The following is a 15,460-nucleotide window of genomic DNA, read 5'->3' as shown; positions in this document are numbered from 1 at the left end:
AAAATAAAATTCATAAAAATAAAAGTAATACAAATGAAAACCGATATAAAATTCCAGAATCACACAGACAGATTTGAAGGCGCGCTCAGATTCTGTGGAAGTCAGGAGTTTATATAATAATTAAAAACCAGGGAGGCTAAATAGAATGAGATTAAGAAAGATTTCAGGAGTTATTTTATCAGCAGCACTTGTAGCAGGCATGTGCAGTACAGCATTTGCAGCAGACAACACATCAGCAGATTATGAGAATGGGGCATATACAGGAACGATTCATTTTATGAAAGGTGAAGATGCGACTCAGACAAGTATGTGTGATTCCATCTTTGCGCATGAAGCAGATGTTACATTATCAGATGACACAGCAGAACTTACTTTTTATGTAGCATATCCGGTTCCTAGCTTTGCGGATCAGGGAGCTGACGGAACTATCAAAGATGTAGTTATGACAGTTGACGGAGCTGCTTATACAGGAGAATCAGATCTCACTACAAAAGCAGTAAAAACATTTGATACAGAGGGAAAGATGTTTGGAATCAAGGCAGGGGATGAACTTACAACACAGGCTGTAACCGTTGATCTGCCTCGTTCCGCAGTAGACAGCTTTGAAGATGGAATTGCAACATCTGCATATGTCAATATCGTAATGAATACAACACAGAATTTCTATGCAAAAGTAACAGACCTGACAAAGAAAAATTCCGGATCAGACACAGGCAATACAACAACAGATTCCAAGGACATGGAGATTACTGCAAACGTAGAAAAGAAAATCTCAGAGCCGGCTTACACAGTAACCGTACCAGAAAGCGCAGCAATGGGAACATTAAGCAGAGACAAAGATAACAAAGTAAAATATGACGTAACAGTAACAGCAACTGACCTCAATGGTACGTTATCTGTAACAACTCCGGCAGCCGGAGAGCTCACAAGTGGAAGCAACAAACTTGCATTTGCGAACAGCTTTGGAACACAGCAGATTACAGAAGACACCACAGGTGGAAAGCTTTCAGGAGAACTGAGTGTATCGGCAGAAGCTGTAAAAGCTGCAACAGCAGGAAATTATACAGGCACAACAACCTTTACAATCTCATATGCTGGAAAATAAAGAGAAGTACAGGCTGGAATAACTGAATAATAAATAAATCAGGAATCCTCCGTTCATAGTTAGTTATATGTTCCCGGAGGATTCTTGTTATTTTGGAGAAATTCTAAATGAAAAGAAGACAAAAAAGAAAATCAAATATATTAATTCTGGCAGGAGTAACAGGATGTCTTCTGGTTACACAGCCGGTCTGTGCCCAGGAAACAAATAGGCAGAAAAGCGAACAAAAAACCGTGATAACAGCAAATGTTGCGCATTATATCGAGGAGCCATCCTATATTATGTCGATCCCGTCTGCAGCGAACTTTGGTGCGCTGGATTCTGAAAATGATCAGATTCAGAATTACAGTATTGATATCGATGTAAAAGATAAAACCGGAATCCTGACGGTATCAGCACCGGAAGGAGGGATATTAAATTCCGGGACGAATACGCTGAAATTTGAAAATGATTTTGGCAATCAGGAGATCGTACTGTCTGATCTGAAGGACGAGGAAAAGATTACAAAAAGTCTGTCCGGCACATTGACGATCCGGGGAGATGAGATAAAAGCTGCTGCACCGGGAAATTATACGGGAACGACCACATTTACCATTACATACACAAGTAAAAAAAGCGATACAGATAATAAAAATAATGGAAACAGTGGAAATAACAACAATAATAACAGCGGGAACGGCAATCAGAATGCGGCAAACGGTATTAGCAACACGTTAAAAAAGAATACATTTGGAAGTAATACGCTGGGATCTGGTAAGCTTGGGAGCAGCACTCTTGGGGGAAGCAAATTAGGCAGTACCTCCGGAAGTCTTGCGTCAGCTAATAAGACTGGCAGCAGCTTAAAAACAGCCAGTGTAAAAACAGGGGATACAGGAAATTACGGAGTCTGGATGGCAGCGATGGTGTCGAGTGTGGTATGTCTGGCATTAGTTTTCCTGAAGAAAAAGAGACAGAAAAAAGATATGGGAGAGTAGAGTATGAAGGAAAGGAAAGCAAAAAGATCCGTCTGGCACCGGTTTCTGGCGGTGGCAGCGGTATTGATACTCGGAACCGGAGGACTTGCGGTAAAAAGTTATGCGGCAAGTGGAACGGTATATACCTGTGCGGTGAACCGGTGTTATGCACATCCGGTAACCGGAGTAATCGAGGATTCCGGTGGGGAAGCTTCCTATGCAACCGGACAGGGAATGGCAGAGACCTGTATCTATTCCAATGGAATTCTGGAAGTAACAGACAGTGGGGAATATTATCTGACAATCCGCATGAGTATGATGGATTATACGAGCGGACTGGATTTTAAGGTGCAAAATGTCGGAGACTCCGGCTGGCAGACCCCGGCGATGGGTGTGACGGGGAATGGCACGGATGGCAATGGTTCGACAGCCGATATCTGTATGCAGGTACCAAGTGAAAACAGCATTGTGAGAATCTCCATGTATGTAACGGCAATGGACCGTACCGTTATCTACTATGCATATCCAAGTGATTATGCGGAAGGTAACAATACAGATATGAATGCCACGATGGTGACAGAAGCTTCGGGATATGAGGAAAATAACAGTACAGGCGGCCAGACGGAATCTGGCACAGTATCCGGTGGTACATCTGCGGAAGCATTAAGCGGAAGTGGCCAGACGACAGGAGGCACAGCGTCAGGAATTACCTCATCCGGGTCAAAAACAACCGGAACAGCAAAGGCAGAGGCATCTGCTTCAGAAAATGTGAAAACAGGCACTTCGGGACTGAAAAGCAGTGTTTCTGAAGCCGCTAAAGCTGCGGGAAACACATCGGGAGACTCCAGTCTGAATACAGCAGAAGGATTAAGTCTTTCAACGGCGGAAGATGCGGATACAGATACAGCGAATAAGTCAGGGACAGGAAGCCGGATATTCCAGGTGGCACTGGCAGTTGTGCTCTGTGGTCTGATCCTGATCGGTGCCGTTGCGGCAATCGTATATTTCTTCCGCAGAAACTGGAGAAGATGGGGAGGCGCAGAAGACGATGATGAATAGATGGTGGAAACGGGGAATGGCAGTGCTGCTTACAGCCACAGCCCTGACTTCGCTGACTGCATGTGTGAACCAGAACCAAAAAGAACTGAAAAAGCAGGAAAGCAGTGCAGATGTTCAGACAGATGATACGATATCTCTGGAAATCGATGACCCACAGGAAAAGAAGGCCGTAGAAACAGCGAAAAAGAAGGTGCAGGAATCGGGTGGTGATCCGAAGATCATCGCTACCTCACCTGCAGTTGCAGAGATCTGTGACAAACTGGAACTTGATCTGACCGGAGTATGTGAAAGCTCCGTATCAACGATTCCGAAACGCTATAAAGATGCAACGACGGTAGGAACCGCGATGAGTCCGGACATGGAAGTTGTGGCATCTCTGGATCCGGACTGGATCTTAAGTCCAATCTCGCTGCAAAGTGATCTTCAGCCAAAATACGAAGCAATCGGTACCGACTGGGCATTTTTAAACTTAAGAAGTGTGCAGGGGATGTACCGATCGATTCAGGAATTAGGAGAAATCTTCGACAGAGAAGAGCAGGCACAGAAAGAGGTAGACAAGTTTACGAAGTTCTATAAAGAATATAAAAAGAAGAGCAAAGACCAGGAAAAGCCAAAAGTCATGATTCTTATGGGCCTTCCGGGATCTTATGTTATTGCCACTCCGAATTCGTACGTAGGAAGTCTGGTAGAGCTTGCCGGAGGGGAAAATGTCTATCCAGATTCAGATCAGGAGTTCCTGAACGTTAATACAGAAGATATGAAGACAAAAGAGCCGGATATTATCTTGAGAACTGCACACGCACTTCCGGATCAGGTTATGGAAATGTTCGAAAAAGACTTTGCGGAAAATGACATCTGGCAGCATTTTGAAGCAGTGAAGAACAAAAGAGTATATGACTTATCTTATGGAAGCTTTGGAATGAGTGCTAATTTTAAATATCAGGATGCATTGGAAGAACTGCAGGGGATCCTGTATCCGGAAAGTGATGTAGATAAAACAGAAACGCAGGAGGGAATATGAAAGAAAAAAGGATAGCAGCATTTGTAATTATGCTCATACTTCTGGTTGGGTTATTCTTTGCAGCGGTAAATATCGGAAGTTTAAAGATCAGCTTTCAGGAGCTGTTAAAGGGATTGTTTGTAGAATATAATCAGGATGTAGCGACGATCTATGATCTGCGATTTCCAAGAATTATCATCTCGATGCTGGCAGGTGCGGCAGTAGCGGTATCTGGCGTATTATTCCAGGCAGTTCTGAAAAATCCACTGGCAGATCCGGGCATTATCGGAATTTCGAGCGGGGCAAGTTTTGCAGCGGTATTAATTACGGCATTTGCACCGACGTTATTTTTCTTTACTCCGTTTTTCGCATTCCTCGGAGGCGTGGCAGCATTTATTATGGTGTACAGTCTGTCGTGGAAGGGAGGACTTAGCCCGCTTCGGATTATTCTGGTAGGTGTAGCGGTAGATGCTATGTTTACAGGACTTTCAAGTGCACTGAACTCCATGAGCGGAGGGAATATGTCCGGTGTGGCAGCCATTGTAAATGGAAATATAACGATGAAAACATGGGATGATGTAAAGACGCTGATCCCGTATGTAGTGATCGGACTTCTGCTGGCAGCAGCATTTTCAGGGACATGCAATCTGCTTACCCTGGAGGATAAGACCGCAAGAAGTCTGGGAATTAATGTCAATGTCATGCGTATTATCATATCGTTGATTGCAGTTTTACTGGCGAGTATCTCGACGGCAGTAGCAGGAATTGTAAGCTTCCTGGGACTGATCGTGCCGCATGTGGGAAGAATACTGGTTGGTTCCGATCATAAGGCATTGATACCATTTTCAGCATTGTTTGGAGCATTTACATTCTTGCTTGCAGATACTGTGGGACGAACGATCGCTGCTCCGTATGAAGTGTCAGCATCGATTATCATGAGTGTGGTCGGAGGACCATTCTTCATTATTCTGTTAAGGAGATCGAAAAAATATGGAAGATAAGATGAGACAGAACCTCCGGAAAAATATTAAAATAGATGGTGAAAAAGTGACTCCGGCTATGAAAGTGAAAAATGTACATTTTTTTTATGGGAAAAATAAAATCTTAAACGGCGTATCTTTCCAGATCGAAGAAGGAAAGGTTACAACGATCATGGGCGCGAATGGATGCGGTAAATCGACATTATTTTCCCTGATGACGAAGAATCTCTATCCGGCAAAGGGCAACATATTCTTAAAAGGAAAGAATATATTGAATCTGAACTTAAAAGAATTTGCCAGAAAGGTAGCAATTGTCCAGCAGTATAACACGGCATCGGATGATATTACGGTAGAAAGCCTGATAAGCTTTGGACGTACGCCTTATAAAAAGATGATGCAGGCAAACAGCCGGGAAGATGAAGAGAAGATTCAGTGGGCGATGGAAGTAACCGGACTTACGGAATACAGGAACCGTGAGGTAAGCAGGCTTTCCGGAGGACAAAGGCAGCGGGTGTGGATCGCGATGGCGCTTGCACAGGGAACAAAGACCCTGTTTCTGGATGAACCAACTACCTATCTGGATATCCGGTATCAGATAGAGATTCTTAAGCTTGTAAAGAAGTTAAACCAGGAATATGGAATCACGATTGTCATGGTATTACATGATATCAATCAGGCGATTACATATTCGGACAGAATTATCGGACTGAAAGATGGACAGGTTCTGGTAGAAGGTGCGCCGGAGGAAGTGATCACAGAAGAAAGCATCCGGGAATTGTATGGAATCAATCTGGGTGTAACCAGTATAGACGGGCGGAAATTTGTGCTGGCGGTATAAAAGGGAATCAAATGAAAAATAAATCAGACAAAACAGAAAAGAAACGCCAGAAAGAACAATACGTTGTAGAAGAGATGATACGCCTGTATTGCAGGAAACATCACGGAACAGGAAGGTCAGGCAGGATGTGTCCTGTCTGTCAGGAACTTTCCGATTATGCAAAATTAAGAAGCCAGAAATGTCCGTTCATGGAAGAAAAGACATTCTGTGCGAACTGCAAGGTACATTGTTATAAGCCGGAAATGCGGGAGAAGATCCGGGAGGTTATGCGTTTTTCCGGACCAAGGATGCTATTGTATCATCCATTTTTTGCAGTATGGCATCTGATCTGCAGCAGGAAAGAGAAAAAGAAACAAAAGAATGGGGAATCCCGGTAAGGAGTGCAGATGATAAAGATAAGACTGGTGGGGCTTTTATCCCACGCAAAAAAATATATCGTGTACACGATTCTATGGCAGTGGATTGCGTTACTTTCCCAGGTGGCAGCAGTATTTTCCATTGCCGGATTATTAGAACGGGTGTTATATCAGAGTATAACGGGGGAAGTGGTAAAACGGACAATTCTTACATTACTTGTGGTATTGATCATCCGGTTTCTGTGTGAGCGTATGGGAGCAAGGTCGTCCTATCTTGCTTGTGTGGATGTAAAAAGGATTCTCAGAGAAAAAATATATGAAAAAATGTTAAAGCTTGGGGCATCGTACAGCGAGCAGGTATCATCTTCAGAAGTTGTTCAGGTATCGACAGAAGGAGTAGAACAGCTGGAGACTTATTTTGGAAAATATCTTCCGCAGTTATTCTACAGTCTGATTGCACCGGTGACTTTATTTATCATTCTTTGCAGAGTAAGTGTAAAAGCGAGTGTTATCTTATTAATCTGTGTACCGCTGATCCCAATATCTATCGTAGTGGTACAAAAAATTGCGAAGAAATTATTGAATAAATACTGGAGCATTTACACAGGACTTGGAGATTCATTTCTTGAAAATCTGCAGGGACTGACCACACTGAAAATTTATCAGGCAGATCAGCAAAAAGCAGATGAGATGGATGTAGAATCCCAGAATTTCAGAAGAATTACGATGAAAGTGCTGACTATGCAGCTGAATTCGACAAGTGTCATGGACATCGTGGCATATGGTGGAGCTGCAATCGGCATGGCTGTTGCAGTATCTGAATTTTTAAAGGGAAATATTACCATTTCCGGAACACTATGCATCGTCCTTCTGGCAAGTGAATTCTTCCTGCCGCTTCGTCTGCTTGGGTCATTCTTCCATATTGCGATGAATGGCATGGCGGCCAGTGATAAGATATTTAAAATTCTGGATCTTCCGGAGCCGGAGATGGGAGAAAAGACGCTGCCGGAAGGTCCACTGGATATCTCCCTGGAACAGGTACGTTTTTCTTATGAAGAAGACCGCGAGATATTAAAAGGGATTAGCCTTAAGCTTCCGGCAGGCAGCTTTGTATCGCTGGTCGGGGAATCCGGATGCGGAAAAAGTACGATTGCCGGAATCTTATCGGCAAAAAATCATGGATATACCGGGAATATTACCGTAGGAGGGATCCCGCTTTCAGAAGTGACAGAATCAGATCTTATGAAGCATGTGATATTGGTACGCCATAACAGTTATCTGTTCAAGGGAACCATAGAAGATAACTTAAGGATGGCAAAGCCGGATGCGACAAAAGAAGAGATGGAAGCAGTCCTTCAGAAGGTGAATCTTCTGGGATTTTTACAGACCCAGGATGGACTGCAGACAGAGCTTCAGGAAAAAGCCGGCAACCTGTCCGGCGGGCAATGCCAGAGACTGGTGATCGCCAGGGCATTATTAAAGGACGGAGAAGTCTACATATTCGATGAAGCGACCAGTAATATAGACATCGAAAGTGAAGAACTGATCATGGATGTGATCCATGAGATTGCAAAGACCAAGACTGTACTTTTGATTTCGCACAGACTGGCAAATGTTGTAGATTCTGATCAGATTTATTTCCTGAAAGGTGGAAAAATAGCAGAAGAAGGCGACCATCAGACACTGATCAAATTAGATGGAGCCTATAAACACCTGTATAAAAGCCAGATGGCACTGGAAAACTATGGGAAGGAGGGCATGTAAGGATGGGTATGGAACAAAGTAAAATGAAAAAAGCTGAAAAAACGCAGACATCCGGGATGAAACATTCTGATACAATTGCAAAATCAGAAGGAAAACGAAGAAGTGCCCTTCAGATCATGGGAAGCCTGATCGGTCTGGTAAAACCGCTGCTTCATATTATGTTGGCAGCAATCGTTCTTGGAACGGCAGGATACTTATGTGCCATCTTCCTTACGATTCTGGCAGGTCAGGTTATCCTGCACGGACTTCAGGACGGAGTAGCAGGGATTCCGGTAGTGGTACAGCGTACATGGCTTAGCGGTATGTCTGTGAAGCATATTATAATCATTATGATTGTCATAGCAGTACTGAGAGGAATTCTGCACTATGCCGAGCAGTATTGTAATCATTTCATAGCATTTAAACTGCTGGCGATCATTCGTCATAAAGTCTTTGCGGCACTGAGAAAGCTCTGCCCGGCGAAGCTGGAAGGACGGGACAAAGGAAACTTGATCTCTATTATTACAACTGATATCGAACTTTTGGAAGTGTTCTATGCACACACCATTTCTCCAATTGCGATTGCCACACTGACCTCTGGGATTATGGTAATTTTTATTGGAAGTTATCATTGGCTTGCTGGGGTACTTGCACTGGCAGCATATCTGATTGTTGGTGTTGTAGTCCCGATGTGGAACGGAAGCCGCGGAAGTGAGAAAGGAATGCAGTTCAGAACCGGTTTTGGAGAGCTTAACAGTTTCGTACTGGATTCTCTTCGGGGACTGGACGAGACAATCCAATATGGACAGGGAGAAAAGCGGAAAGATAAGATGTCTGAGCGTTTTAAGAATCTTGCAAAGGTACAGGAGTCCTTAAGCAGATTAGAAGGGGCACAAAGGTCCTGTACGAATCTGATTATACTGCTTGCTTCCTTTGGAATGCTGGCGCTGACAGTATGGCTGTATGGAAATGGAGCGATGGGATTCGATGGGATTATAACCTGTACCATTGCAATGATGGGATCCTTTGGTCCGGTAGTTGCATTATCGAATCTTTCTAATAATCTGAATCAGACACTGGCAAGTGGAGAACGTGTCCTGTCCCTGTTAGAAGAGATTCCGCTGGTGGAGGAGATAGAAGCGTCAGATACCGGGAAGAATGCGTGCGTCAATGGAAGTGAAGAACAGATGCAAAGGAGGGACAAAGATTCCTTATCATCTGGATTTGCGGGTGCGGAAGCAAGGCATGTAACATTTACTTATCAGAACGATTCGGGAAATAACGAAGTGATTCTGGATGATTATTCAATTAAGCTGGAACCTGGAAAAATCACGGGAATCCACGGCGCAAGCGGGTCTGGAAAATCTACATTATTAAAACTTCTGATGCGTTTCTGGGATGGGAACGAAGGAAGCATTCTGGTGGATGCAGAAGACGTAAGAAAGATCCCGACGAAGCATCTAAGAGATATGGAAAGCTATGTGACGCAGGAGACACATTTGTTCCATGATTCGATTGCAAATAATATTGCAATTGCAAAGCCTGGAGCAACCAGAGAAGAAATCATGGAAGCGGCGAAAAAAGCATCGATTCATGAGTTCATTATGGCACTCCCGGAAGGATACGATACAGAAGTCGGAGAACTCGGTGATACGTTGTCCGGCGGTGAGAAACAAAGAATCGGAATCGCAAGAGCATTCCTGCATGATGCACCACTGATACTTATGGATGAACCAACCAGTAACCTGGATTCCTTAAATGAAGGAATTATACTGAAATCATTAAAAGAGTCGGCAAAGAAAAAGACGGTAGTTTTAGTATCCCATAGAGTATCTACGATGAATGTAGCAGATGTGGTGTATGAGATGGAGAACGGAAGAATATCATAATAAGAAGGTTGAAAAGAAGGCAATGTATGATTGGTACATGGCCTTCTTTTTATGTGAATTGTCATGCATTTGAAAGAAACTGTCAATGACAGGTTCTGTGTAACGTATGTATGTGAAAGAAGCAGCCAGTAGCAAGTCCGAAAGATATATGTTTTTTAGATATGGCGCTGGGAAAAGGTGCTTATGCCGTTTGGTGCAAGTCCGAAAGATATATGTTTTTTAGATATTACATTTTTTTGTAACCTTTGGGTAAGTTCAAGTGTATTATTAGTGAAAGGCCTTGAAAGCAAAGTATAAAAATTAAGACACAACACGGAATCATATTGACACGCTCTGGCAGAAAGATTCCGGATGTACAGGAAGCTGTAATAAAAGGAGTACTCATGAAAGATTCAACGCAAGAGGTAATAGAACGATATCAGAAGCACCTGTTTGCAATTGCATTTAACATATGTAAGAACCAGCAGGATGCAGAAGATGTGGTTCAGGATACATTTATAGGGTATCACACATACAAAAAAGAATTTGATACAGAAGAGCACATCCGTGCATGGCTGATCCGGGTCGCAATTAACAAAGCAAAGAATATCACCCGGTCATTCTGGCGGAGGAATAAGTGTAATCTGGAAGAGTATATGGAGACATTGACATTCGAGACACCGGAATCGGAGAACCTGTTCGAGACAGTGATGAAGTTACCGGAAAAATACCGGATTGTCCTGCACTTATTCTATTATGAAGATTACACGACACAGGAGATCAGTGATATCCTGCATCTGTCGCTCAGCAATGTGAAGACCAGACTATCGCGCGGACGTGCACTTCTCAAAGAAACATTAAAGGAGGAATGGGATGATGACGAATAAAGAAAAATACAAACAGGCTTTTGATGCACTTGCCACCTCCGGTGATTTTCAGATGGAGGTAGATAATATGAGTAGATTAAATAGAAGGCATAAGTTAAAAACAATCGCAGCCGCAATTGCAGCGTGTCTGATCGTAACGATAGGAACCGGAACCGCTTATGCCGCAGATGTTGGGGGAATCCAGAGAAAGGTCCAGATGTGGATTCACGGAGATCAGACGGATGTTACATTAAAGATTGATTCAGACGGATCCTATACAGGAAAATATACAGATAAAGATGGAAATGAAAAAGAATTTGGTGGTGGAGGAGTGGCCTATGAATGGAATGGAACAGAGCGTCCGCTTACAGAAGAAGAGATTATGGAAGAGATGAATGCACCGGATGTTGAATATGAGGATGATGGAAAGGTAATGTTATATTATAAGAACCAGTCTGTTGATATTACGGATAAGTTCGACAAGGACGGAGTCTGCTATGTGAAATTAGAAGATGGGGATGGAGTATTATATGTTACAGTAAAATACAATAATGGCCTTTCGACTTCATCAGACAGGTATATAATGCCATATGAATTTAATTAACAGTGTATAAAAAAATTCTTCCTTTTAGCAGAATGGACATACGTTACATTTTCATTATTTGTGGAATAAAAGGAATGTCAAGGCTTGGTATACTTGCCCTTAAGAAAGAAATATTTTATATTAATATACGAACAGTAACAGAGAGTATCTGAAAAAAATCCTGCAATCTGCAGGTTCCACTTTGTGGGGATTTTACAGAAAACATTTTTAAGATACACTCCAGGGAGATAAGATTCCGGCTGTTCGTATATTTTTTTGTCTATCTAAGAGCAGATAATTGTGACAGATAGGGCAGGAAGAATATAATAAATAAGAGAAAGCAGAAGGAAAATACTATGGACAAACACTTACATATAGATAAAACATTACAGGACAATGACAAGATCGAAACGGCAATCGCAGCACTTCAGCAGGAACCTTCACAGGAAATGCTGGCACATGTATTGACTGTGATCCGCAGACGTATGAATGAAAAAGGAGAACTGATCATTGCAGTTGATCCATCTGCAGCAGCATCCGGACTTCAGGTGCAGGCAGTCCAGACAGATGATGGACGAAAATGGTGGGCAGCATTTACAAGTTTTGATGAAGAATTAAAAGGATCCGGAAGTGTGATGTCTACATTTCTTACAGATATGAAGCAGTTATTTACGACCGCAATTACGACAGAGGGAATCGAAGGAGTTATCATCAATCCATGGAACCGGACGATAATGCTGGATAAGACATTGATCAGGATTATATTAGGTGAAAATAATTAAGAAGCAAAATCCATATTCACTACTGTATCATGTGGAATTTTCAGTTCAGAAAATTGCTGCCAGTGAACAGTCTCCCCCTGTCAGGTACTGTAGATGTGAGGCAATGATATAATTAGGTTGCTGAGTTTCAGAATCTGCCATATAATATGATGTAGGTATAGCAGTAGAATAATCCGGGCACATCAGAATATTAATAACAGTCGTAAAAAATTGCATGATTTGTAGTTATATCTTTAGGATGGGAGGCAGATGAATTGGGAAGATATCTGAATCAGGGAAATGAATATTTTCAGAAAAGCGTGAACTCTGAAATCTATATAGATAAAACCAGTTTGATTGAGTACACAAACCGGGTGATGAACACCCAGCAAGGCTATGTCTGCGTCAGTCGTCCAAGAAGATTCGGAAAATCAATGGCTGCAAATATGCTGACTGCTTATTATAGCAGGGGTTGCGATTCTGAAGAACTATTTTCAAAATATACAATTTCAAAGAGTAAAGATTACTCAAAATACAGAAATAAATATAATACTATTTCACTTAATATGCAGGAATTCTTAAGCAGAAGTAAAAGTGTGGAAGAATTGATTGAACGGGTAAAAAAGCTGGTTCTAAGAGAGATTAAGAAAGAATATCCAAACGTGGATTATTATGATGATAATGATCTTGCGGAGTCGCTGCAGGATGTGTATGAAGAGGTGAAGTGTCCATTTGTTGTAATCATAGATGAATGGGACTGTATTTTCAGAGAATTTAAACAGGATAAAGAGGCACAGGAACAATATCTTGATTTTTTAAGAGATTTGCTGAAAGATAAAGCATGCATTCATCTGGCATATATGACAGGTATTCTGCCAATTAAGAAATATGGAACACACTCTGCATTGAACATGTTTGATGAATTCTCAATGATCAGTCCGGGACCCATGGCTTCCTATGTGGGCTTTACAGAATCGGAAGTGGCAGAACTATGTGTCAAATATAATATGGAGATAGAAGAAGTAAAAGCATGGTATGATGGATATTGTTTTTCATCTGATCTGTCTATTTACAGTCCCCGGTCTGTTGTAAACAGTATGCTGTTTGGAAAGATAGAAAATTACTGGAATCAGACAGAAACATTTGAGGCATTGCAGTCTTATATTGATATGAATTTTGAGGGTCTGAAAGATGATGTGCTCAGTATGATTGCAGGAGAAAATATTCCGGTAAATACAGGCAGTTTTACAAATGATATGACAACGTTCCGAACAGAAGACGATGTGCTGACATTGCTGATACATTTAGGATATCTTGCATATAATTCAGATAATAAGACAGTGAAGATTCCGAACAATGAAGTGCGCAATGAATATGTAAATAGTGTTGCTGCATCGGATTGGGGTGAAGTAAGCCGGGCTCTGAAAGAATCTGCCGACGTATTGCAGGCAATCTGGCAAAAAAGAGAAGAGCAGGTTGCAGAAGGTATAAGAAGAGCTCATTTTGAGACATCACATATTCAGTATAATGATGAGAATGCATTGAGCTATACAGTTTCACTGGCTCTTTATGCTGCAAGAAACTTTTATACAGTGCATAGAGAAATGGCGGGAGGCAAAGGATTTGCAGACATTGTATTTATTCCACGAAAGAAATTCAGTGATAAACCGGCGCTTGTAGTAGAGTTGAAATGGGATAAGGAAGCCAAGGGAGCTATTGAACAGATTAAGAAAAAGGAATATTGCCGGAGTCTGGAAGAATATAGAGGAAATATACTTCTTGTCGGAGTGAACTATAATAAAAAAACAAAAGTACACGAGTGTATGATTGAAGAATATAAGAAATAAATTGAAAATGTGAATAATTAAGAATAAGAAATGCTTATTGCCGATACTTTAATATCGGCGATAAGCATTTTGCTTTTACCAGTATTCACCGTAAATTATAATAGGAAAATTTTCTGTTATTATAATGAAAAGGAAAAATAAGCAGAATAATTTTTTGTATATTAATGCCAGTGGAATTTTTATTGTCAGTTTATTGTTGCTTTAAAAAGGAGTATCTGGCGTTTGGAATGGGAATTACCTTTTGTATAGTAATTGTAATTTTTTTGATTGTGGGTCTAATAGTGGAGAAAAGATACAAAAAGTCTGTTCATAAATTTATATGGGAAAAGTCAGAAAATAATACGGTAGATATTGATGAACATGAAATAAAAATAAGTGAAGATCATATTTGGGAATTCCAGAGAATTGAAAGAATATTTCTTTACAAGAATTTCTTTTTTTTCATGATAAATGGAAAGAAGATTTTTGTATTAATATTAAAAACCTCACATGAAGAATTGGATGAAGTCATAAAAATTATTGAAAGAACAGGAGTGCCATTCGAAAGAAGAGAAAAACCATTTTATTTTTATAAATATTGTATAAAGAATTGTATAAGAAATGGCATAAAGAAAAATGATTTTTAATATCTGTTATATTTGGCATGTAAAGGCATATTGACACAACGTCAGTATGCCTTTATAATGAAAATGTACTGACACGATGTCAAAATAAAAAGATTGGAGGAGCACTATGAAAAAATGAATAACAGTCACACTAAGCCTGTTGGCAGTATTAAGTCTTATGGCATGCAGCAATTCTTCTGATGCAGAATCAGAAAAGAAAAGCACGGAAAAAAGCCAGACAGTAACAGACACAGATGATAAGAAACAGAATGCAGGTGAAAAGAGAGAATCTGGGGATGGACAGTCCGGCGATGCAGGAGCAAAAGATACAGTGGTAGTATATTTTTCAGGTACAGGCAACACAAAAAAAGTTGCAGAAAAGCTTTCGGAAGAATTACCGGCAGATATTCTAGAAATCGTACCGGCAGAAGCATATACAAGTGAAAATCTGGACTACAATGATGATTCCTGCCGTGCGAACCAGGAGATGAATGATGAATCGGCAAGACCTGAGATTGGTAATGATTTGGGAGAAGTTTTGAATTATAAAAACATTTATATAGGATTCCCAATCTGGTGGGGCACAAATCCAAGGATTATAGAGACATTTCTTGACACCTACGATCTAAGTGGAAAGATGATATATACATTCTGCACATCTGGAGGAAGTGGAATTGAAACGAGTGTGTCAGATCTAAAAAAGGAATATCCAGATCTCGATATCCAGGGAGGATATCGCTTTGATGCGAACGCAGACAATACGGATATTCAAAAAGGAATAGAAGGATTGACAAAGTAATTTGGCAAAATAGTTTAAAAAAGCATCAGTTTATGCTATTATGACAATATGTCAGAAATAAAACACAGTCCATAGTCAGAAAGCTTCATTATGAGAATTT

General features: G+C 41.1%; 15 protein-coding genes. All 15 read left to right on the top strand.

Features of this window, described 5'->3' with window-relative positions; genetic code table 11:
• Positions 1–145: 145 nt before the first annotated feature.
• The 15 genes from ACWJAF_RS00350 to ACWJAF_RS00280 all read left to right on the top strand — a co-directional run bounded on the left by ACWJAF_RS00350 (position 146) and on the right by ACWJAF_RS00280 (position 15,360).
• Entirely contained in the window at positions 146–1,105 is a 960-nt protein-coding gene (locus ACWJAF_RS00350; RefSeq protein ID WP_448861426.1) for a hypothetical protein, read from the top strand.
• A gap of 107 nt (positions 1,106–1,212) precedes the next feature.
• Positions 1,213–2,076 (top strand): hypothetical protein, encoded by an 864-nt coding sequence (locus ACWJAF_RS00345; protein ID WP_448861424.1) that lies wholly within the window; start codon positions 1,213–1,215, stop codon positions 2,074–2,076.
• Positions 2,077–2,079: 3 nt separating this feature from the next.
• Complete coding sequence (locus tag ACWJAF_RS00340) at positions 2,080–3,114, top strand: heme-binding Shp domain-containing protein (protein ID WP_448861422.1); 1,035 nt, start codon at positions 2,080–2,082, stop codon at positions 3,112–3,114.
• A complete protein-coding gene (gene isdE, locus ACWJAF_RS00335; RefSeq protein WP_448861420.1) occupies positions 3,104–4,135 on the top strand; it encodes a heme ABC transporter substrate-binding protein IsdE in 1,032 nt (343 codons plus the stop codon). Before ACWJAF_RS00340 ends, isdE begins: the two co-directional genes overlap by 11 nt.
• Entirely contained in the window at positions 4,132–5,115 is a 984-nt protein-coding gene (locus ACWJAF_RS00330) for a FecCD family ABC transporter permease (protein WP_448861418.1), read from the top strand. Before isdE ends, ACWJAF_RS00330 begins: the two co-directional genes overlap by 4 nt.
• A gap of 1 nt (position 5,116) precedes the next feature.
• Positions 5,117–5,932: an ABC transporter ATP-binding protein gene (locus tag ACWJAF_RS00325; RefSeq protein ID WP_448861624.1), complete on the top strand. Its 816-nt coding sequence runs from the start codon at positions 5,117–5,119 to the stop codon at positions 5,930–5,932.
• A gap of 11 nt (positions 5,933–5,943) precedes the next feature.
• Positions 5,944–6,309, top strand: a complete 366-nt coding sequence (locus ACWJAF_RS00320) for a nitrous oxide-stimulated promoter family protein (RefSeq protein ID WP_448861416.1) — start codon at positions 5,944–5,946, stop codon at positions 6,307–6,309.
• A 9-nt stretch (positions 6,310–6,318) separates the two neighbouring features.
• Positions 6,319–8,052 (top strand): ABC transporter ATP-binding protein/permease, encoded by a 1,734-nt coding sequence (locus tag ACWJAF_RS00315; RefSeq protein WP_448861414.1) that lies wholly within the window; start codon positions 6,319–6,321, stop codon positions 8,050–8,052.
• Positions 8,053–8,108: 56 nt separating this feature from the next.
• Positions 8,109–9,920 (top strand): amino acid ABC transporter ATP-binding/permease protein, encoded by a 1,812-nt coding sequence (locus ACWJAF_RS00310; protein ID WP_448861622.1) that lies wholly within the window; start codon positions 8,109–8,111, stop codon positions 9,918–9,920.
• 383 nt (positions 9,921–10,303) lie between these two features.
• On the top strand, positions 10,304–10,786 hold the full coding sequence (locus tag ACWJAF_RS00305) for an RNA polymerase sigma factor (RefSeq protein WP_448861411.1): 483 nt from the start codon (positions 10,304–10,306) through the stop codon (positions 10,784–10,786).
• Positions 10,773–11,369 (top strand): hypothetical protein, encoded by a 597-nt coding sequence (locus ACWJAF_RS00300; RefSeq protein ID WP_448861409.1) that lies wholly within the window; start codon positions 10,773–10,775, stop codon positions 11,367–11,369. The genes ACWJAF_RS00305 and ACWJAF_RS00300 overlap by 14 nt, the downstream gene beginning before the upstream one ends.
• Before the next feature lie 335 nt (positions 11,370–11,704).
• Positions 11,705–12,130, top strand: a complete 426-nt coding sequence (locus tag ACWJAF_RS00295; RefSeq protein ID WP_448861407.1) for an SseB family protein — start codon at positions 11,705–11,707, stop codon at positions 12,128–12,130.
• Positions 12,131–12,384: 254 nt separating this feature from the next.
• The gene (locus tag ACWJAF_RS00290; protein ID WP_448861406.1) at positions 12,385–13,956 is read left to right on the top strand and encodes an AAA family ATPase; all 1,572 of its coding nucleotides are present in this window, start codon (positions 12,385–12,387) and stop codon (positions 13,954–13,956) included.
• 164 nt (positions 13,957–14,120) lie between these two features.
• The gene (locus tag ACWJAF_RS00285; protein ID WP_448861404.1) at positions 14,121–14,582 is read left to right on the top strand and encodes a hypothetical protein; all 462 of its coding nucleotides are present in this window, start codon (positions 14,121–14,123) and stop codon (positions 14,580–14,582) included.
• Between the two features lie 139 nt (positions 14,583–14,721).
• Positions 14,722–15,360: a flavodoxin gene (locus ACWJAF_RS00280; RefSeq protein ID WP_448861402.1), complete on the top strand. Its 639-nt coding sequence runs from the start codon at positions 14,722–14,724 to the stop codon at positions 15,358–15,360.
• Positions 15,361–15,460 lie beyond the last annotated feature (100 nt).

The sequence above is a fragment of the Dorea sp. genome (assembly GCF_977044405.1).
The sequence above is the reverse complement of the archived record's forward strand: the minus strand, read 5'-3'. Positions and strand labels throughout refer to the sequence as shown.